This is a genomic window from Enterococcus sp. DIV0774 (genome assembly GCF_050539095.1).
Taxonomy (GTDB): domain Bacteria; phylum Bacillota; class Bacilli; order Lactobacillales; family Enterococcaceae; genus Enterococcus; species Enterococcus faecalis.
The window spans coordinates 1,230,088-1,249,283 of record NZ_CP172923.1 but is presented as its reverse complement, the minus strand read 5'-3'; the positions used below and the strand labels follow the sequence as shown (position 1 = coordinate 1,249,283).

The 19,196-nt window shown below is 37.1% G+C and carries 20 protein-coding genes and 1 riboswitch; of the genes, 2 read left to right on the top strand and 18 right to left on the bottom strand.

The window, feature by feature from the left end; translation table 11 throughout:
* The 8 genes from IGL86_RS06075 to IGL86_RS06040 form a co-directional block, all read right to left on the bottom strand.
* Window positions 1-1,041 carry a hypothetical protein gene (locus IGL86_RS06075; protein WP_002403614.1) on the bottom strand — a complete coding sequence of 347 codons (1,041 nt, stop codon included), beginning with the start codon at window positions 1,039-1,041 and terminating at the stop codon, window positions 1-3.
* A gap of 306 nt (window positions 1,042-1,347) precedes the next feature.
* Window positions 1,348-1,623 carry an HU family DNA-binding protein gene (locus tag IGL86_RS06070; protein WP_002357604.1) on the bottom strand — a complete coding sequence of 92 codons (276 nt, stop codon included), beginning with the start codon at window positions 1,621-1,623 and terminating at the stop codon, window positions 1,348-1,350.
* A 247-nt stretch (window positions 1,624-1,870) separates the two neighbouring features.
* The gene (gene der, locus IGL86_RS06065; protein ID WP_002357608.1) at window positions 1,871-3,181 is read right to left on the bottom strand and encodes a ribosome biogenesis GTPase Der; all 1,311 of its coding nucleotides are present in this window, start codon (window positions 3,179-3,181) and stop codon (window positions 1,871-1,873) included.
* A gap of 173 nt (window positions 3,182-3,354) precedes the next feature.
* Entirely contained in the window at window positions 3,355-4,566 is a 1,212-nt protein-coding gene (gene rpsA / locus IGL86_RS06060; RefSeq protein WP_002360341.1) for a 30S ribosomal protein S1, read from the bottom strand.
* 113 nt (window positions 4,567-4,679) lie between these two features.
* Entirely contained in the window at window positions 4,680-5,360 is a 681-nt protein-coding gene (gene cmk / locus IGL86_RS06055; RefSeq protein WP_002357612.1) for a (d)CMP kinase, read from the bottom strand.
* A gap of 236 nt (window positions 5,361-5,596) precedes the next feature.
* Window positions 5,597-6,226, bottom strand: coding sequence for a LysM peptidoglycan-binding domain-containing protein (locus IGL86_RS06050; protein ID WP_010775837.1), 630 nt, complete (start codon window positions 6,224-6,226; stop codon window positions 5,597-5,599).
* 75 nt (window positions 6,227-6,301) lie between these two features.
* Complete coding sequence (locus IGL86_RS06045; RefSeq protein WP_033625670.1) at window positions 6,302-7,738, bottom strand: RecQ family ATP-dependent DNA helicase; 1,437 nt, start codon at window positions 7,736-7,738, stop codon at window positions 6,302-6,304.
* A gap of 6 nt (window positions 7,739-7,744) precedes the next feature.
* A complete protein-coding gene (locus tag IGL86_RS06040) occupies window positions 7,745-8,779 on the bottom strand; it encodes a helix-turn-helix domain-containing protein (protein WP_033625669.1) in 1,035 nt (344 codons plus the stop codon).
* 35 nt (window positions 8,780-8,814) lie between these two features.
* Here IGL86_RS06040 and IGL86_RS06035 point away from each other — a divergent pair, with 35 nt between their 5' ends.
* Window positions 8,815-9,033, top strand: coding sequence for a ferredoxin (locus tag IGL86_RS06035; RefSeq protein WP_002357617.1), 219 nt, complete (start codon window positions 8,815-8,817; stop codon window positions 9,031-9,033).
* 22 nt (window positions 9,034-9,055) lie between these two features.
* Here IGL86_RS06035 and IGL86_RS06030 read toward each other — a convergent pair whose 3' ends face one another.
* The 8 genes from IGL86_RS06030 to IGL86_RS05995 all read right to left on the bottom strand — a co-directional run bounded on the left by IGL86_RS06030 (window position 9,056) and on the right by IGL86_RS05995 (window position 17,104).
* Window positions 9,056-10,387: a zinc ribbon domain-containing protein gene (locus tag IGL86_RS06030; protein ID WP_033625671.1), complete on the bottom strand. Its 1,332-nt coding sequence runs from the start codon at window positions 10,385-10,387 to the stop codon at window positions 9,056-9,058.
* 255 nt (window positions 10,388-10,642) lie between these two features.
* The gene (locus IGL86_RS06025) at window positions 10,643-11,308 is read right to left on the bottom strand and encodes an ECF transporter S component (RefSeq protein ID WP_002382314.1); all 666 of its coding nucleotides are present in this window, start codon (window positions 11,306-11,308) and stop codon (window positions 10,643-10,645) included.
* Between the two features lie 71 nt (window positions 11,309-11,379).
* Window positions 11,380-11,499, bottom strand: a riboswitch (FMN riboswitch).
* Window positions 11,500-11,649: 150 nt separating this feature from the next.
* Window positions 11,650-12,366, bottom strand: a complete 717-nt coding sequence (locus tag IGL86_RS06020; protein ID WP_002357624.1) for a pseudouridine synthase — start codon at window positions 12,364-12,366, stop codon at window positions 11,650-11,652.
* A gap of 3 nt (window positions 12,367-12,369) precedes the next feature.
* Entirely contained in the window at window positions 12,370-12,975 is a 606-nt protein-coding gene (gene scpB, locus IGL86_RS06015; protein ID WP_002357625.1) for an SMC-Scp complex subunit ScpB, read from the bottom strand.
* Window positions 12,972-13,766 carry a segregation/condensation protein A gene (locus tag IGL86_RS06010; RefSeq protein WP_080280116.1) on the bottom strand — a complete coding sequence of 265 codons (795 nt, stop codon included), beginning with the start codon at window positions 13,764-13,766 and terminating at the stop codon, window positions 12,972-12,974. Before IGL86_RS06010 ends, scpB begins: the two co-directional genes overlap by 4 nt.
* Before the next feature lie 64 nt (window positions 13,767-13,830).
* Window positions 13,831-14,721: a site-specific tyrosine recombinase XerD gene (xerD, locus tag IGL86_RS06005; RefSeq protein WP_002360354.1), complete on the bottom strand. Its 891-nt coding sequence runs from the start codon at window positions 14,719-14,721 to the stop codon at window positions 13,831-13,833.
* A 168-nt stretch (window positions 14,722-14,889) separates the two neighbouring features.
* Window positions 14,890-15,819 (bottom strand): alpha/beta hydrolase, encoded by a 930-nt coding sequence (locus tag IGL86_RS06000; RefSeq protein WP_002357629.1) that lies wholly within the window; start codon window positions 15,817-15,819, stop codon window positions 14,890-14,892.
* A 193-nt stretch (window positions 15,820-16,012) separates the two neighbouring features.
* The gene (locus IGL86_RS05995) at window positions 16,013-17,104 is read right to left on the bottom strand and encodes a DUF871 domain-containing protein (RefSeq protein ID WP_002360357.1); all 1,092 of its coding nucleotides are present in this window, start codon (window positions 17,102-17,104) and stop codon (window positions 16,013-16,015) included.
* 181 nt (window positions 17,105-17,285) lie between these two features.
* Between IGL86_RS05995 and IGL86_RS05990 the strand changes: the two genes are divergently transcribed.
* The gene (locus IGL86_RS05990; protein ID WP_033625667.1) at window positions 17,286-18,035 is read left to right on the top strand and encodes a peptidylprolyl isomerase; all 750 of its coding nucleotides are present in this window, start codon (window positions 17,286-17,288) and stop codon (window positions 18,033-18,035) included.
* 43 nt (window positions 18,036-18,078) lie between these two features.
* On the opposite strand, the gene IGL86_RS05985 is transcribed toward IGL86_RS05990, so the two are convergent.
* Both IGL86_RS05985 and IGL86_RS05980 read right to left on the bottom strand, forming a co-directional pair.
* Window positions 18,079-18,453, bottom strand: a complete 375-nt coding sequence (locus IGL86_RS05985; protein WP_002357632.1) for a YxeA family protein — start codon at window positions 18,451-18,453, stop codon at window positions 18,079-18,081.
* Window positions 18,454-18,595: 142 nt separating this feature from the next.
* A complete protein-coding gene (locus tag IGL86_RS05980; protein ID WP_002360361.1) occupies window positions 18,596-19,141 on the bottom strand; it encodes a TetR/AcrR family transcriptional regulator in 546 nt (181 codons plus the stop codon).
* Between the last annotated feature and the right edge of the window lie 55 nt (window positions 19,142-19,196).

Below are 19,196 nucleotides of genomic sequence, written 5' to 3'. Positions count from 1 at the left end.
TCAAATCTCTTTTAAAATTTCTTGGTATCTTTCAATCGTTGTTAACAGTTGATCGGGCGTTGGCTTTAAAGCTACTCCTAGTTGACCGATTTTTTCCAACACCATAGGAGGACCTAGTGTTTCTGTGTGAGCCAAGACTTGTTCTGCGTAATCAGCACTTAAAATTTCTTTTGGAAACGCCACCGGAAAACCTAAGCGAATAAACCAAACGATAAAATTTTTAAATTGAAAGTCAAAGTGATTGACTTGCTGGCTCCATAAAACTTGTAACAACAATCCCAATAATCGTTTCATGGGACCTGATAACAAATGGCCATTTTCGGTTGTAGCAAAGGCCGCTTCAAAAACTCGACCAAATTGATCCACTTTTTCCCCTGCTTGTTCATAAAAAGATAACAACTCGTCTAAAATACCATTAAATGACGTTTGATTCAACCGTTTTTTATCTGGATACGTTTGGTATAGCATTTGTAAATAAGTATAATCACAGACAAGACCCGCTCGAATAAAAACGAGCAAATCAATTAAAGGAGCGGCACCTTTTTTATTGGTCAAGGTACTATCAAACAAAATTTCTTCTGAATGATTTTCTATATGCATAGTTGCATGCTGTGCTTGCTGAATTGTGACACTTGGTAAAAGCCCTTGCCGTAACGCTTGAACAGACACAGGCATCAGCCAACATTTGGAGGAACACTTACTTACTTGGTGCAAAAATGCGGTTAATTGTAGTACCCCTTCATTACCCAAACCAATCAATAAAACATCCTGATTTTCTGGCCAATCAGCTAAGAAACGTAACACACTTTCTAATTCTGATAAGTCATTGCAATGAACATCATTGCGACAAATATACCAGTTTAATCCCAACTGTTCCCCAAAGGCATAATTAATCTTCTCCGAAAAAAGATCATAGTAACGCTGATTCGTCAAAACAACGATTGACTCCGTCGTTACTGGTCGTTTTTTTAGGACGGAAGCAAATGTTTCTCCATAAATAATAGCGACCTTGTTTTCCCCTCTAGAATAGTTGTATTTCATTGATTCACCACCTTAAGACTGTTTCCTCTTCCTTCACCCCAAGTCTAGCATAACCACTAAAAAACAGCTACTGGCAACAACTTATTTTTGTCCTTCATTCATAAATCTTTCTCTTTTTATCAAAAAAGCAAGGAGCGAGTGTCGAACCGTTCCCGCTTGATTCTCGGAGCGAAGCACGTTTTTCTCACCCAAGGTTCGTTACAATTTAGCCTTTTAGAGTACTGTTTCGACCACCTCTTAAAATAACATTTTTTATGTATGATTCAAAAAAGAACCCTTGGAAACCAAGGGTTCTAATTGTCTGTCTTATTTCACTGCATCTTTCAATGCTTTACCTGGTTTGAATGCAGGTACTTTGCTTGCAGCGATTTGAATTTCTTGTCCAGTTTGTGGGTTACGTCCTTTACGAGCTGCGCGTTCGCGAACTTCAAAGTTACCAAAACCGATTAATTGAACTTTTTCACCTTTAGCAAGAGTTTCTTGAATTGTTGAAAAGACAGCGTCTACTGCTGCAGTAGCATCTTTTTTAGTTAAACCAGTTGAAGATGCAACGTTTTCGATTAATTCTGCTTTATTTGCCATGGATCATTTCACCTCCTCTATAAGAGATACGATGTTTTTACACACCTAAAGTTCCGTCTATTTTTGAGTGGTCCAAAAACAGACAGCAAATATTGATCTGGTTCAATATTCTGTTAACAAGATAGCATAAGAAAGTTGTAATAGCAAGGTTTTTAGTGTATTTTAACCAGTTTTTTCAAAAAATAATCATTTTTTCTCAAAGTTGATAAATTTATTTGAATATCTAAAAAAAGTATGGTAGAATGCACTATTTTCGGCGTCGCGGAATGATTTTAATCGGCGTGCCCTCAAACGTAAATGCTTTTCTGATTTGATTTTCTAAAAACCGGGCATAAGAAAAGTGCATTAGTTCTTCTTCGTTGACAAAAATAACAAATGTAGGTGGTTTGACTGCCACTTGTGTTGCATAAAAAATCTTCAAACGTTTTCCTTTATCGGTTGGTGTCGGATTAATTGCTACAGCATCCATTACAACGTCATTTAACAACGCTGAAGGAATCCGTAAGTTTTGATTCATACTTACTGTTTCAATTAGTTCAGGCAGTTTGTTTAAACGTTGTTTGGTTAATGCAGACACAAAAATAATGGGTGCATAATCTAAATATTGGAATTCATCACGAATTTCAGCTTCAAAATCACGCATTGTATTTGTATCTTTTTTAACTGTATCCCATTTGTTGACCACGATAATAATACCTCGACCTGCTTCATGGGCATAGCCCGCCACACGCTTGTCTTGCTCACGAATACCTTCTTCTGCATTCAAGACCATTAAAACAATGTCTGAGCGTTCAATCGCCCGCATTGCGCGCATGACGCTATATTTTTCAGTTGATTCGTATACTTTTCCACGTTTACGCATACCAGCCGTATCAATCATTAAGAACTTTTGACCTTCTTCAGATTCAAAATACGTATCGATTGCATCTCGCGTTGTTCCTTCAATATCTGAAACAATCACGCGATCCTCACCAAGAATAGCATTAATCAATGATGATTTACCGACATTTGGACGCCCGATTAAACTAAATTTAATTGTATCTTCGTCCTCTTCTTCTGAAGTGTTAGGAAAATGTTTAACTGCTTCGTCTAACACATCGCCAATGCCTAAACCGTGACTACCAGAAACTGGGAAAGGATCCCCTAGTCCTAAAGCATAAAATTCATAAATATCATTACGCATTTCAGGATTGTCAACTTTATTAACAGCTAAGATCACTGGTTTATTACTACGATATAAAATTTTTGCTACTAACTCATCTGCATCAGTAATTCCTTCACGGCCACTAGCAACAAAGATAATCACATCTGCTTCATCAATCGCAATTTCTGCTTGGTGTTTGATTTGGTCCATAAATGGTTCGTCACCTAAATCAATCCCACCTGTATCAATAATACTAAATTCACGCCCTAACCATTCTCCAGTTGTATAAATACGGTCGCGTGTTACGCCAGGAGTATCTTCTACAATCGAGATACGCTCACCGGCAATGCGGTTAAAAATAGTCGATTTACCGACATTCGGTCTACCGACAATCGCAATAGTTGGATTTGCCATTTGATTCCCTCCTTGAGAATTTCAATCCTTACTAGTTTACCTAATCAAACCTTAAAGTGCAAGAAAAGTTTTAGTTTCTGCTGATTTTCTAACCAATTCAAGAAAAAATGAGTTTGACATAGCCGATCTGTTTACGGCTATGTCAAACTCATAAATTTCAAGAAAGTAACGTGTTATTCCTCTTCTTTCGCATCAGATAAAGCGTCACCTAAAATATCGCCCATGGTAAAGCCAGTATTTTCTTCAGGCAATTCATATTCCTGTTCTTCTTTTGGTTCTTCTTGAGACTCAGGTTTTGGTTCTAACGCTTTGATACTTAAAGCAATACGATGTTCCTCTGGATTAACTTCTAAAACTTTCACTTGTACTTGATCCCCTTCATGAAGGACTTCATGAGGCGTTGCAATATGCTTGTGAGAAATTTGAGAAATATGCACTAATCCTTCCACACCAGGGAAAACTTCCACAAACGCACCGAAGCTTGTTAGGCGTTTTACTGTGCCATCTAAAACAGTCCCAGCGGCTGCTTTTGTTTCGATATCTGTCCATGGTCCAGGCAGTGTTTCTTTAATAGATAAAGAAATACGTCCTTCTTCTGGATTAATTGAAAGAATTTTTACTTGAACGTCTTCGCCAACAGTTAACGCATCACTTGGTTTGCCCACATGCTGATGAGCAATTTCAGAAACATGAACTAAACCATCCACGCCACCTAAATCAATGAATGCGCCGAAATCTGTCAAACGAGCTACTTTCCCTTCAACAACGTCTCCGTCATGTAAGGAAGAAAGTAATTCTTCTTTTTTCGATTCTTTTTCAGCTTCAACAACTGCTTTATGTGAAAGAATTAAGCGGTTTTCTGAAGGTTCGATTTCAATAATTTTAAATGCTAGTGTTTGACCTTTATATTCAGAAAAATCTGCAACAAAATGATCTTCAACCATTGAGGCAGGAACAAATCCGCGAACACCAACATCAACAACCAAACCACCTTTAACAACATTTGTAACAGGTGCTTCGATTACTTTGCCCGCTTGGAAATCTTGTTCAATTTCTTCCCAAACTTTTTTAGCATCTAAACGGCGTTTTGACAGTAAATAACTGCCGTTTTCTTTATCTTTGCCAATTGATGTGATAACAACTAAATCTAACACATCACCGACTTTCACAAGTTCGTGTACATCTTCAACTGGTAAAGTCGATAATTCCTTTGCAGGAACAACGCCTTCAACGCCCGCTCCTTCAATGCCGACAACAACTTGTTTGTCTTCGATGGCTAAAACTTCGCCTTTAACAATATCGCCAACACTGACTTCTTGAACGCTGTTCATTGCATCTTCCATTGTTTCGTTGTTTGCTACTTGTTTGTCTTCAAAATCTGTCATGCCTCTTATCCTCCTATGCCAACAAAAATTCCAAAACTTAGCTATATATACTTACATAGTACGAGATTTTTGTAAAAAAATAAAGCGATTTCTTCTATTTTTCTTAAAATTCTTTAAAAAAGTTCAAAACCTTTTTGTTTAATCACATTTTGTATGGCGGCGACGACTTCTTCAATCGTCAACCCTGTTGTATCGATTTTCACAGCATCACTTGCTTGGACAAGGGGTGATACTTCTCTCGTTGAATCTAAATAATCCCGACGTTCAATCTCCGCCTTCAAGGTTTCAAAATCCGTCTCAATCCCTTTTTCTTGATTTTCTTTAAAACGACGTTCTGCACGTTCTTCAACGCTAGCCACCAAGAATATCTTTACTTCGGCCTTTGGTAAAACTGCAGTACCAATATCTCGACCATCCATGACAACTCCGCCGGCTTGACCAATTTTCTGTTGTAACGCCACCATTTCTTCTCTAACTTTTGCATGTTTTGAAACAGCTGAAACAGCATTCGTTACATCTGGCTGGCGAATCGCTTCGGTCACTTCATGACCGTCGATAAAAACACGTTGGCCATTCTCTGCTTGCTGAAAAGAAATAGTGTGGTTGACACAAAGCGCTACTAATGGCTCTTCCGCTTGAATGTCGATTTGATTTTGCAAGGCCAGATACGTAATCGCTCGGTACATGGCCCCCGTGTCACAATACACATAATTCAATTGTTTTGCTAAAATTTTTGCAACTGTACTTTTGCCTGACGAAGCTGGTCCGTCAATAGCAATACTGATTTTCCCCATGAAAAAACTCCTTAACTGATATGCATCCTTTAAAATGCGTTTCTTCTTTTATATTAAAATCAGAAGAAAAGAACTTGGATTTAAACTGATGACGAGTTTCTAACGAAAAAGCAATAAGCCGAAATCCCTCGAAAGACGCAAAACATCTTTCGGAAATTTCTGCTTATTGGCATTCTCATGTAATCATCCGTCGCGATTTAGCCCTTGAAAGTGCTGTCCAAACCTCTTTTTCTGGATTATTTAATACGTAATGGTTGTCCTGGATAAAACACAGATGTATCAATCCCAGGATTTAACGCTAAAATTTGTTCTAATGTCATTCCGTTACGTTCGGCAACTTGACGTGCCCCTTCGCCACTTTGAACGGTATCATAAACAGGTTGTTGGTTCTGCGCTTGTTGCTGTTGTTGATTTTGAGCTTCTTGTTGTTGCTGCTCTTGTTGTTGCTGTTGTTGTTGTGCTTGTTGGTCCTGTTGTTGCTGTTGTTGCTGTGCAGCAGCATCTGAACTTGAAGGTGTTGTATTTTCAGCTGGTTGGCTGCTTGCTGGTTCTGAGCTTTCCACTGATTTTGACGTACTTTCTTTTTTCTTCTCTTTTGATGATGATTGGACTAATGAAGAAGATGGCTGGCTATTTTTGCTAGCACTTTCGTTCGGTTTCTTGTCTTGCATCATCCATAAGAAAGTCCCAATTGGAATGGCAATAATTAATAATAGCAAAATAACTAAAACAGTTAGAAATAATGAATTTCCTCGTTGCTGTTGGCGTTTTGCTAAACGAGAACCACCACCATTTTGATCAGGTTCATAAATTGATTGTTCCCATGGCTCACGAGCTTGGTTTTTCTTTTTGTCCTTTTTACTCACTGCTAATTTCCTCCTAAACTTCTCTCGCTTGTTATTATATCATAGCTTTTGCCAACTGCCGACTAAAAAAATGAATTAATCACGTTCTTTAAATAATTTTAGAAATTTAGAACGCCAATCTTCTTCATTTTGATTGCTGGTCTTGTTCGATTTTACTATTGAATCTTGGTAAATGTCAAAGAATAACGCACAATTATCACAACAAGTTTCCGGTGATTGTTTGACAATCGATTCTTGAAAATAAGTTTGAATCAACGTTCTTCGACAGGTTGTGGCTTCAATATACGTCAGCATCCCTCTTAATTGCGCTTGACGATCTTTTTCTTTCTCCTCTAAACGATGCTCTAGCTCTTCAAAAGAATAATCCTTGGCTAAATAGCCTTGGACCCATTTTTGTTGTAACTCGGTGGCATTTTCTAACAAACCTGCTTGTTCTTCTCCTTCAATCAGCGATTTTAAGGTCGCTCGATTCGCTCTTGTCTCTTCTAAGAAAAACCGATGAATAAATTCATCCCCTTTTTTATACAATAATAGCGCCCAACTTTTTTGACTATCACGTCCAGCTCGCCCGATTTCTTGCAGGTAATTTTCTAAGCTGTCAGGCAAATCAAAATGAATCACTCCACGAACATCAGGTTTGTCGATTCCCATCCCAAAAGCATTCGTTGCACAAAGAATATCGATTTGATTATCAATAAATTGTTCTTGCAAGCGACTACGTTCACTAGCCTCCAAGCCCCCATGATAATAGGCTACCTTAAAACTGGTTTTCGCCTGAATAAGTTGACTAATTTGTTCTGTTTTGTTGCGCGTGGCGCAATAGATAATGATTTTACCAGCCGTTTTAGATAAGTAATATAGTAACACTTCTTCTTTTTCTGACGTTTCCTTCACGAACAAGCCAATATTTTTTCGATTCACTGAAGAAAGAACTTCTTGATAGCTACCATGAGAAAATAATTGTTTTATAATTGCGTGCTGTACAACGGGTGTCGCTGTGGCAGTTAACGCCAAGGTCAAAGGAAAGTCTAGCTGTTTTTGGACCAGATCTAATTTACTATATTCAGGGCGAAAATCGACGCCCCACTGATAAACACAATGGGCTTCATCCACCACAAATAATGCAATTTTTTGGCGTTGTAACACACTAAGTACTTCTTGCTGTAAAAGCATTTCTGGGCTTAAAAACAGATAATCGTATTGGAACATTTTCGCTAAAATATAACGCTTTTCTGAATATTGTAACGTACTGTTTAAGGCAACCGCACCTTTAATTCCTTGTCTTTGTAATTGATGCACCTGATCTTCCATTAACGAAAGTAAAGGAGAAACAATTACCGTTAGTCCCTCTAACTTCTGGCCCACAAATTGATAACACAATGATTTGCCAGTGCCTGTTGGCAAAACAGCCAATGTATTCATACCGTCAAGTAAGTTTGTAATCACTTCTTTTTGACCAGGCTTAAACGCTGCATAACCAAATCGAGTGAATAATTCTTGTTCTAATGTCAACAATACTCACTCCTTTTCTTGCCAAATTTGTTGGATTTGATATAACCGGAAATCTAAATAAGAAAGCGTATCTTCTTGCGCTCGCCAATCCCGATACACCCACAACCGCGGATCTTGTTCTGTTTGAGCCAAGTTTTGGAGTATTGCCTCCTTTTCAAGATAAACAGACGCCTGCAGCTGCCCTTGAATAGCCAACTCTAATAGATGGTCATGAATGGTACTCGGTTTTATTTTTCGCTGCTCAGCAATTTCTTGAAGCGTCTTGCCTTCCGTTAACAATCGTTGGGTTTCTTGCATACTTTGGTTTAGATTTTTTTCTAGATACGGCCATACAAGCGTTTGTAAAGCAGGATAGTTTCCTCCGTACATTATCAACTGCAGTAAATGATGAACCGCTTGCGTATGCCATAAACGCTGTTCAAGAGCTGTCTTATGGCTTGTTAATTGCTGAGGAACTTTGCCAGTTTGCTGATAACCAGAAAGTTGCGCAACCAAATAGTCGCTTTCTGCTTCAGGTAGTAACTCAAACCCTCGCAACAGTTCTTCTTTGATTGATTGAATGCGCTGCTCTTTCTTGTCTTGTTGTAACCATCGTTTCAAATATAGTTGCGGAATCGGTGTTGATAAAAGTGGAATATACTGTTTTTCCTCAAATGATAAATACGAAGTCACTTGCACGGCAAATTGAATGAGTTGCCAACTTTCTCGATCACTTCTGCCAAAACGATAAAGATCAATTGCAGGATAATCCAGCAACGAAAAATGGTGCTCCTTTAAAAATAGTTGCCCTTCTTTTGTTAGTTGAATCTCATTTGTCTCTTTGTGATACTGAATTTGTTTCGCCTTCGAAAGTTTTTCAAGAAATTGAAAATAGGCTTGTTCGGAAATCGTTGGCCACCAGCCAATGAACCGTAAACAATCATATAAAAAACCATAAATCAAAACAGAGCTAGTCCGTTTGCCTTTTAAAAGATGATACAAAGTTGATGCACGTACCTTGTATCCGTGAGATAATAACGCTAAAATAAAAGTTGCCTCCATAGTAAACCTCTTTTAGATAGGATGTGTCACTGTTTATGCAATCACGTTTAGTTCCTGAAAAATGTATTGCTTGTGGACTTTGTCAAGTTTATGCGCCCAATATATTTGATTATGATGATCATGGGATTGTCCTTTTTAAAGACGAGCCGCATGCTCGACAACAATTTATTCCAGAAAACGAACGCGAGAATGTGTTAAAAGCGTACCGCAAATGTCCCACGCGTGCAATAGAAATAAGCAAAAATGAGTGCTAAATAATTTAGCACTCATTTTTGCTTAGAGTATTTTTTCGAGCCAAGCAAGTGTTTGCTCATCTATCGAAACAAACTGTAATTGTCCTTCTTTTAGCGGTTCTTTGACTAAATGAATTTGATCATTTAGGCCATTGATCCATTCATAACGAAGACCATTTTCTTTTGCTTTAGAATTTTTAGCTTCTAAATAATAATTGACATGGTAATTTTCTTTACCATCCAATTGTAGCGTATTAATGGTCACTTCAAAATCTGGTGAAACATCGGTCGATTTCTTTTCACGTAATCGTTCAAGTGCTTCAATAAAAGAAGGAAATTGAGGATTATTTTCCCCACCAACGAGATATTTTTTAGCAAATTCTGTACTATCCGTATGACTTTTCACTTGTTTGGCAAATGCTTGATAAAAGGTTTCTAGCGCTTTGCGGGCATCATAGTCGCTAACTAACGGAAAATTCAATTGTAGCGTTGGATTATCGGAGAGCGCTTCGACAAAATCATTTTCACCAATCGTTTCTTTTGATGTTTGAATTTCTTCTCCATTAATCGTCTTTTTAAGTTGAATCGTCATCCCTTTGGACCAGAACAAAGGGCCAATCGTTTTGCTTCCATTTGTTAGCGTACCAACTTTCCGATCATTAATATAAATATCTGCGTCTGGCAGATTGCTCTCCACAACAAAATTCATTCGTTTAAAATCTAAAGGAATACTAGAAATATAATTTTCCTCTTCTAATAAACGATACTCTTCTGTGATAACAGGTTCGCCGGTGCTATCTTTCACTGTGGCTGTAAAGGTATATTGTCCTGGCGCTAAGGGTCCCAATTCTTTTTGATAAGTAGTTGAGTCGGAAGTGCCCACTTCCCGCCCATTCATTGCCAGCGTCACACCGCGCTGATTCGTCGTTAACTGAACAGAAACAGGCGTTAAAATGAATTGATAACGGTGAAAGAAAAATGCTGTTTGACTTGTTTCACGAATAGTTAAACCATGTAGCTTTTTATCCTTTAATAACGCTTTTTCTAATTTTTTTAGCTCAGTTGGATTTTTTTGATAATAAGTGATTAAGGGCTTAATGCTTTGCGGATTCACTTGAAATTCAGACTCGTTCGTCCTCATTTTTTTACTTAATTCTTGGGCATCACCATTCTCAATCGCTTCAATAAAATGAGAAATTTGTTGTTCCTTAGAAAAATAATGCGTCCCGAGAAAATAGCTACCCGCTCCAAGAACGATGAACACAAAAAGAAACACCCAGATCCAGCTTCTTTTTGATCTGAGAGGAGCAGATTCGTTCCCTTTATTCATTGATGGTTGTGCTTGGTTTTCCTCTTGATGCATTGATTCATTCATTAGCGGAGCGCCGCATTCTTCACAAAAGGACTCCGTATCACGATTCACGTGACGACAATTTTTACACTTTTTCACTCAGGAAAACTCCTCTTTCTTTGATGATTTCTATCATACCAAGGGAAAGTTAAAATTACAATGCAGATGGTTTAGTATTTTTTAACAGAATGATGACAGATTATGACAACCTCTTTTCTTTTAGGCGTAAATTTTAAAAACCCACTGTCAAACATTGTTCAACAGCAGGTTTTTTATCATTTATTTTGTTAACGGTGTTTTTTTCTGAATAGTATGTTGTTTTTTTGATAGCCATGGCAATAACTTCGCATGTAGTACTAGAAAAACACCACTGACTAAGAGGCCTTTAATAAGGTTGAATGGCACAATACCAATCGCCACATAGCTTGCTAAAGATGTTCCTAAAAATTGTTGTGTGGTCACACCATATAATTGTAAGTAAATGGGTGTAATGACAAAATAATTCGCAATACTCATGAAAATTGTCAAGGCTAAGATCCCACTTACTAAGCCCACTATCCGATTTGTACGGATATTTTTCTTTTTACCAAAGAAATAAAAAATTGGCAAAGTGAAGATACTACTTGCTAAAAAGCTAGCGAAATCTCCCACCATATTTTGCGGTGCTAGTCCGGTTAAGAACAGGTGTAGCAACGAACGAACAAAAGCAGTAATTACTCCTGCTAACGGTCCGTACAAGAACATTCCGAGTAAAATCGGAATATCACTAAAATCGATTTTCAAAAAACTAAACGCCGGCATAATCGGAAATGCCACAAATTGTAATACTGTACCGATTGCGGCCAACATTGCAATGCTGACCATTTTTTGTACCTTGTTGTTCATCTGAAATCCTCCAATTAAGGACCCATCTTCAACGAACTTTTTGATTCGCTTCTTTGTCATACAAAAAAACCCTATTTTTCTGCAGGGAAAAATAGAGTAGGATTATCTGATGAAAAAGCGTCTCAAATAAGCCCTATCTTCTTTATCCAGACTATACTGTCGGTATTGGAATTACACCAATTCAATCGTTAAAAACGAGTCGTGGACTATAACCACCGGTCGGGAATTACACCCTGCCCCTGAAGACGAACCTTGTATTATATTTTTTTACTTACTTAGTGTAACTGATTTGAACAATGAATGCAACTAACTAAGCTTTTTTATTAAATTTCATTGATTGTTTCATTTCTCAAAAAAACAATCCCTCCGCCATAAGCGCGAAGAGATCGAGTCATTTTATCTTATTTAGCTTGATTTAATAATTGACTGATTTCTTTTTTAGTTAAATCACGATATTGCCCTGGTCGCAAACCTTGTAAGGTCAACTCACCATAACGTTCACGTTTTAATTTTTGAACAGGGAAACCAACAGCTTGAAACATTTTCTTCACTTGATGATTACGTCCTTCATGAATCGTTAATTCCACGACACTGCTACCTGTTTTAATATCCGCTGAAAGAATTTGAAAATTGGCTGGTGCTGTGCGTTTGCCATCAATGCGAATGCCTTTGGCTAATGGCAATAGATCCCGTTTAGTAGGTACACCTTTAATTTTTGCTACGTAGACTTTATCTACTTCATGTTTAGGATGGGTTAATTTTTGTGAAAAACTTCCATCATTCGTTAAAAGTAACAACCCAGAAGTATCATAATCCAGACGGCCGACTGGATAAATTCGCTCAGTAACATCTGTAAAATAATCCGTTACTACTTTACGGCCTTTATCGTCAGACACCGCAGAAATAACCCCTCTTGGTTTATAGAATAAATAATAACCATATTCTTCTTGATAAATTGGTACACCATCAACTTCAACGGTATCTTGTTTACTTACTTGTGTTCCTAATTCTTTGACCACTTGGCCATTGACTTTTACGCGACCTTTGACAATTAATTCTTCTGCTTTGCGACGCGAAGTCACCCCAGCATGAGCAATTGCTTTTTGTAATCTTTCCATTGTTTAAGCTTCCTCGCCTTCTGTTGTTTCAGACATTGGGTTCGTTTCTTGATAACGATCAAAAAATAGATCCATTGGTAGTTCTTCTTCTAATTCATCTTCCATTTGTTGGATATCTGGTAATTCATCTAAACTTTTCAACCCAAAGTAATCCATAAAATACTTCGTTGTGCCATACAAAATTGCTCTACCAGGACCATCGACGCGGCCTTTTTCTTCTATCAACTGACGGGCAACTAACTTTTGGATAGAGCCAGAAGTCTGTACGCCACGAATTTCATCAATTTCAATACGCGAAATTGGTTGCTTATAAGCAATAATGGATAATGTTTCTAGCGCCGCTTGTGATAAGGCGTTCGACATAGGCGATTGCGCATATTTTTTTAGTAATGAGGCATATTTTTTCTTCGTTGTTAAGACAAAATGATTGCCGACTTCTAAAATATTTAACGCCGATTTATTGTCAGAAGCATAATGTTCTTTCAATTTCGTTAATTCTTCATAGGTTTTTGCTGTTGACTTCTCTAATAAGTACGCAAGCTCTTCCAAGCCAATTCCTTCTTCGCCAACCACAAATAAAATTGCTTCAATTTGACTAACTAATGTCACTGTGTTTCCTCCACCTCTGTTGTATCTTCCTGCTGGGTTTCTGTATTAAATAACAAAATTTCACTATAATTATTTTCTTGTTCAGCATAAATCACGCCCGTTTTCATTAATTCTAAAAGAGCCATGAACGTTGTCACAATTTCTTGTTTGGAATAAGAATCGAAGAAAGAATCAAACGACACTGACTTCCCTTTCTGTACTTGACGCATACGCTCTGAAATAGCGGAGATTTTTTCTTCGATGGAAACATCGTCACTGGCAACAGTTGTTTCAACAGGCTGGCGATTTTTTTTCTTTTCTAACATGGAATGAAAGGCTAGAAATAAATCAATTGTATTGATTTGATTAGGCGGTAGTGTTGTATCTTCCTCTTTATAATCATCCATATCCATTGGTTCTTTTGTATAATAGAGTTTACGTTCTTCTTCTTTTTCATGTAAAACAGTCGCTGCATATTTAAATTTCCGATACTCCAATAACTGAGCTACTAAAGCTTCCCGTGGGTCTTCCTCTTCAAAAAAATCTTCATCATCAATGATTTCAAGCTCTTGTTTTGGAAGCAACATCTGACTTTTAATAGCCATTAAGGTGGCAGCCATGACTAGATATTCCCCAGCGACTTCTAATTCTAAGGTTTGCATCGCATGAATATAAGACATGTATTGTTCAGTTACTGCTGTAATGGGAATGTCATAGATATCGATTTCTAATTTTTGAATTAAATGTAGTAGAAGATCCAGTGGTCCTTCAAAGACATCTAGTTTTAAATTAATTTCTTGCAAAAACGACACCTACTTTCTTTTCTCGACTTCCTAGTTTACCATAAATTTATTCGTTTGTGGGCATTCTCGCAAATTAAGCCCGAGGAAAATGTTCCTTATAAACATCTGCCATTCGTTGTTTGGTAATATGTGTATAAATTTGTGTCGTGGAGATATCTGCATGTCCTAATAATTCTTGCACGATTCTAAGGTCTGCGCCATTTTCCAACAAATGTGTCGCAAAACTATGCCGTAATGTATGCGGCGTAATATTTTTCTCTATCTGGGCTTCTCGGACAATCTGTTTTAAATTTTTCCAAATGCCCTGTCTAGATAACGGTTCGCCATGATGATTAACGAACAGGTGTGTTTCATTCGGATGGTTTTTAATCAATTGAGGTCTGGCTTCGTTCATATAGCGCTCAATCCATTGAATCGCATAATCGCCTAAAGGAATAATTCGTTCTTTGTCCCCTTTTCCGATTGTTTGCAATAAACCAATGGATAAATGCAGATCCCCTAATTTTATTTCAATTAGCTCACTAACTCGCAGGCCCGTTGCATACATCACTTCTAAAATAGCACGATTCCGCATACCTAGTGGTTTACTTGTATCAGGCGTTTCAATTAATCGAGTCACTTCGTCAACAGATAATGTACTTGGCAATTTTTGAACTTTCTTGGGGGAGTCAATATGTTGCATCGGATTATGTTCGCTTAAGCGTTCTTGACGTAAAAATTGATGAAATCCTCTCAAACTAGAAATCATCCGAATCACACTTGCTGAAGCTTGCTGTTCTTCGTGAAGGGATTGCAAAAATTCTGTAATCATGTAACGATCAACTTCGTCCCAAGAATGCAAGCCTTGTTCTTGTAAAAAGGCTACGTATTTTTTTAAATCTCGTTCGTAACTCCGTCGTGTGTTATTTGATAAGCCCCGCTCTATTTGTAAATAGTGTAAATAATCGACTAATTGTTCTTCCATTATCCTTCCCTCATTTCTAGTACTATCCTATCAGATTATGCCCTAGATTGCATGGGTAAATTCCAACTTATTAAAAAAAATCAACTGACAACAAAAGACTTGTTCACTAAGTCGTTAACTTAAGAACAAGTCTTTTGTTTTTGCTACTATTAGTAAAGAATAAATTTGTTATTTTATATATTTATCTAGAAAAGCAGCTACTGTTTCCTTATATTTTTCTGGGTTTTTATTATAAGCTTTCGCATGCTCTGCTCCAGGCACGACATATTTCTCTTTAGGTCCTTGGGTTGCATTATAAACTTCGTCTAACATACTAAACGGCACAAACGTATCATTTTCACCATGAATAAAGAGCATTGGTAAATGATTCTTTTGCAATTGCTTAACAGCGCTTGCTTCCCCAAAGAAATAGCCAGCTCTAAGTTTCGTAATCCCGCTAGTAACATTAACTAATGGGAAACTTGGTAAATTGAAAAGCTCTTTCAATTGATATTGCAACTCCTGATTGACTGTAGAATAGCCACAATCTTCCACAATGGCTTTCACGTTATCTGGTAATTTTTCCCCGCTCGTCATCATGACTGTAGCAGCACCCATACTGACACCGTATAAAGTGATTTGTTCTTGCTGACCATTTTCGGTTAAAACTTTCTCAATCCATTGGACATAATCTTTACGATCGGGCCAGCCGAACCCAATATAATCTCCTTGACTTTTCCCGTGACCACGCGCATCTGGCGCTAACACATTGTAGCCCCAATCATGATACATTTTCGCAAAGACAGACATCGTTTCTGCCGAACCCATATAACCATGCGCCATAATAACGGTACGATTACTTTTTTTGTCGGCTGGTAAATAAATAGCCTTTAGACGTAGCCCATCTTCCGAAGTAATTGACCATTCTTGTCGATTTTTGTCATCTTTAAACCACGCGCCTTCAGGTGTCTGGACCACTTTTGACCCTGGCGTATTCTCATTTATAAAGTCTTTCTTTCCTGGAACTACTGCATAATTATAAAAATATAAGCCTGCCGCAATTAAACCAATTGCAATTACTACAATAAGCGCAATCAAAATTTTTAACCATCGATTCATCTACGTACTCCTTTTATTTAAATTGTATGATTCATTATAAGTTGTCGCCCTTTTTTTGACAACCACCATTCAAAGATTCAACCATCTTTCTTTACCACTACAATGGGACAATTTTGTTGCGACAAAAAAGCATAGCACAAAAATATTACCTTTTACGCTATGCTCCACTTATCTATTTATAGGAAACTAAAAATTATTTATTTTCAATAAGTTTAAAACTTGACCATGGTTTCAAAAATTCTAATAAGAAACGTTCGTCATCAGAAATACGACCAACCACATTTACACGGCCATCATTTTTCATTTCTTTTAAAGCAATTTGTGTTTCCCCTTTGTATTGTCCATAGCCAACGTTGTCAATCAAGACATCGCCTCGAACAATATCTCTCGTTGTATGAGCTGGGAAAGGACGATCTTTATAGTAAACACGTGTCATTGTTGAACGCAAAACGTAATCAGAACGATCTCCACGATAACTGTGTAAGTTATCGAACAATGCAATTCTTTCATCTTCTGTGATTTCTGGTTCTGTATCCACTTTGATCGAAGGATACGGTGCATGAAAGGCTTCTGCCATTGCTGCTAATTCTGCTTCTGAGGCATAAGCATTTCCGACAGAAATATCATCGATTAATCCTGTTAAAACTAAATGCTTAACTTGCGTTGCAATTTCTAAATCGCGGTGGTCTTCCAAAGAACATAATCCATCTTGTGTCGGCCATGGTCCAAATGTAGCATCGTGTGAGTTCACAAACGCCATCGTATTTAAATTATATTTTCTAAATTTTTCTGAACAATAAACAAAATGCTCATAGCCTAAGCCTGTATAACGATGTGGATAGAAATTATGTGAGCCTAGTAAATTTTCTGTGTTTGGTGAGTAGGCCATAATATTATCTACATAACTTGTCCCTGAACTCATATTAATTTCAATTTTAATGCCATAAGGGTTTCTTGTCATATTCGCCTCTTCTTGCCCAGTAAAGCCAAGATCTAAACGAATACCGTAAGCGCCCATATCATGGAAAAATGATAAATCATCATAAGAGATGCCTAATTGTTCGAACAATGCAGGATTAATATCGACCATCACTTCCATACCTAATTGGTTGGCGTAATCTACGACTTTTTTAAACTCTGCTAATACCTTTTCCCGATCATCATTGATTTGCAATAAACTAGTAAAGACACGCTTAAATCCGTATTTATGAGCCAAATCCAAATATGCTTTGTCCTTTTCAAATGTTGAACGTTCTGGATAAATTGAAATACCTAATTTTCCCATGTGATTGCCTCCTAAATTGTAAAACATAATAATGTATCTGCTTACATTGTAACAAAAAAAACAAAAGTGGTCTACACCTTTCCTATAGGAAATCTTATAAAAATTCCACTGGTTTGTTATCTTCTCTTTTGTTATGATAAAAAAGAACCTAATTGTCAGTGTGAAAGGAAGAGGAAAACAGATGAAACATAAGAAAATGCTTGCTGTTGCTTCAGTTGCAGCATTCACCTTGCTTTTAGCAGGCTGTAACACGACCAATAATAAAGGCACGACCGCAACGAGTGATTCTATCGCTAAATCCAGTGAAAGCAAAACAAAGGATTCGGTCGACTTAAATTCACTAGATTTACCACAACTAGATGACAAAGTTGCCGAAGATCAAGACTTAGTCCAAATGGTTACTTCAATGGGAAATATTGAAATCAAACTATTTCCTAAACAGGCTCCAAAAACTGTCGAGAACTTTATGAAACATGCCAAAGATGGCTATTATGATGGCTTGACTTTCCACCGCGTCATCAATAACTTTATGATCCAAGGTGGCGATCCTAGCGGTGATGGAACTGGCGGAAACAGCATCTGGAATAAACCATTTGAAGATGAATTTTCAAACCAGTTATATAACATTCGTGGCGCATTATCAATGGCGAATGCAGGACCTAATACTAACGGCAGTCAGTTCTTTATTGTCCAAAATACAGATGATCAATCTGATGGTCTTTTATATGATGATTATCCAAAAGCAATCATTGATGCTTACAAAAAAGGCGGCTATCCTTCTCTTGATAAAAAACATACTGTTTTCGGTCAAGTAACCAAAGGAATGGATATTGTCGATAAAATTGCCAAAGTCGAAGTTGGTGCCAACGATAAACCAAAAACTGATGTTAAAATTGAAAAAATCAATATTCTTCAAGAAGCAAAAAAATAACAAAAAGTCAGAACGTACGCTGAAGATACGTTCTGACTTTTTGTTATTTTTGAATCGCTTGTAATGCCTTTTCTGGTACTTGGTCTTGATTGACCTCTTCATACGTATTGATGTGGGCCCCTTTATTTGAGACTTTTAGATAATGATCTGTTTTTAATTCATGGTCCGCTGTGAAAGTTATTTCTCGCGTTTTGCCTTCCTCATCTGCGGCTACTTGCGTATAACTAGCAATTCCATAGCCATTAACGCTATCGGCTTTCTTTGTTTTAACATACACATTTCCTTCTTTAACCAATGGATTTAATTGATCTAACACACCAGCTAATTCGCCAGAGTTCTTCTCTGCGTAAAACTTGGCCCCGAATAAACCACCACCAATAACAATTGCTGTCACCACTAAAAATTTAATAAATTTCATCACATAAATCCTCCCGAGTAATTATTCTCTGTTACTTCTTCCAAAGTATAGCAAGATTTAAACAATCCTTCCTCGGGCGCAACGACCAGTTTTTTCTCAGACTTATGTCGTATTTTTGTTATTTTGAATAAATAACAAAACACTACTCTTCTATCAATAATTGACTTAATAATTGAATTTCTTGATTCTTAGTTAAGTCAATTGTTTTCATTGTAACCGCTGTGGCTAAACCTAAATAGATTACCACCATTTTAGGAAATAATTCGACAAATTTTCCTTTGTCCATTTGTACATATTTTTTATCCAATAATAAACGCTCTTCAAAAAAAGTTTGAAGCATTTGCTGCAATTCTTCTTCATAACCATGTGCTTTCATAAATAACGCCGTATAGATTTTTTGATGTTTTTGGGCAAATAATATAAAGTTCAGACCCAATGCAATCACTGGGTCTGAGGCACCGACATCTGCTTTATAAAATAATTGCATACGATGAAATAACGATTTAATTAAGGTTCGTTTTAAATCGTCCATGTTGACAAATTCTAAATAAATTGGCTGCGTAGAAATCCCCATAGTATCTGCAATATTTCTAGCAGTTAAATTAGAAAAACCTTTATCTACTAAAATTTTTTCAGCTACGTTTAAGATTTTTTCCTTTGTATATACCTTCGTTCTAACCATTTTCATACCCCTTTTCTCTTTTAGTTAACAATAACTTTATTATGTTCACACAAAAGAAAAC

What these genes read in the sequence shown, in the direction of transcription:
- IGL86_RS06075 (WP_002403614.1), bottom strand. Translation starts at nt 1,041, where the DNA reads ATGAAATACAACTATTCTAGAGGGGAAAACAAGGTCGCTATTATTTAT.
- IGL86_RS06070 (WP_002357604.1), bottom strand. Translation starts at nt 1,623, where the DNA reads ATGGCAAATAAAGCAGAATTAATCGAAAACGTTGCATCTTCAACTGGT.
- der (WP_002357608.1), bottom strand. Translation starts at nt 3,181, where the DNA reads ATGGCAAATCCAACTATTGCGATTGTCGGTAGACCGAATGTCGGTAAA.
- rpsA (WP_002360341.1), bottom strand. Translation starts at nt 4,566, where the DNA reads ATGACAGATTTTGAAGACAAACAAGTAGCAAACAACGAAACAATGGAA.
- cmk (WP_002357612.1), bottom strand. Translation starts at nt 5,360, where the DNA reads ATGGGGAAAATCAGTATTGCTATTGACGGACCAGCTTCGTCAGGCAAA.
- IGL86_RS06040 (WP_033625669.1), bottom strand. Translation starts at nt 8,779, where the DNA reads ATGGAGGCAACTTTTATTTTAGCGTTATTATCTCACGGATACAAGGTA.
- IGL86_RS06035 (WP_002357617.1), top strand. Translation starts at nt 8,815, where the DNA reads ATGCAATCACGTTTAGTTCCTGAAAAATGTATTGCTTGTGGACTTTGT.
- IGL86_RS06030 (WP_033625671.1), bottom strand. Translation starts at nt 10,387, where the DNA reads ATGAATGAATCAATGCATCAAGAGGAAAACCAAGCACAACCATCAATG.
- IGL86_RS06025 (WP_002382314.1), bottom strand. Translation starts at nt 11,308, where the DNA reads ATGACAAAGAAGCGAATCAAAAAGTTCGTTGAAGATGGGTCCTTAATT.
- IGL86_RS06020 (WP_002357624.1), bottom strand. Translation starts at nt 12,366, where the DNA reads ATGGAAAGATTACAAAAAGCAATTGCTCATGCTGGGGTGACTTCGCGT.
- xerD (WP_002360354.1), bottom strand. Translation starts at nt 14,721, where the DNA reads ATGGAAGAACAATTAGTCGATTATTTACACTATTTACAAATAGAGCGG.
- IGL86_RS06000 (WP_002357629.1), bottom strand. Translation starts at nt 15,819, where the DNA reads ATGAATCGATGGTTAAAAATTTTGATTGCGCTTATTGTAGTAATTGCA.
- IGL86_RS05995 (WP_002360357.1), bottom strand. Translation starts at nt 17,104, where the DNA reads ATGGGAAAATTAGGTATTTCAATTTATCCAGAACGTTCAACATTTGAA.
- IGL86_RS05990 (WP_033625667.1), top strand. Translation starts at nt 17,286, where the DNA reads ATGAAACATAAGAAAATGCTTGCTGTTGCTTCAGTTGCAGCATTCACC.
- IGL86_RS05985 (WP_002357632.1), bottom strand. Translation starts at nt 18,453, where the DNA reads ATGAAATTTATTAAATTTTTAGTGGTGACAGCAATTGTTATTGGTGGT.
- IGL86_RS05980 (WP_002360361.1), bottom strand. Translation starts at nt 19,141, where the DNA reads ATGAAAATGGTTAGAACGAAGGTATATACAAAGGAAAAAATCTTAAAC.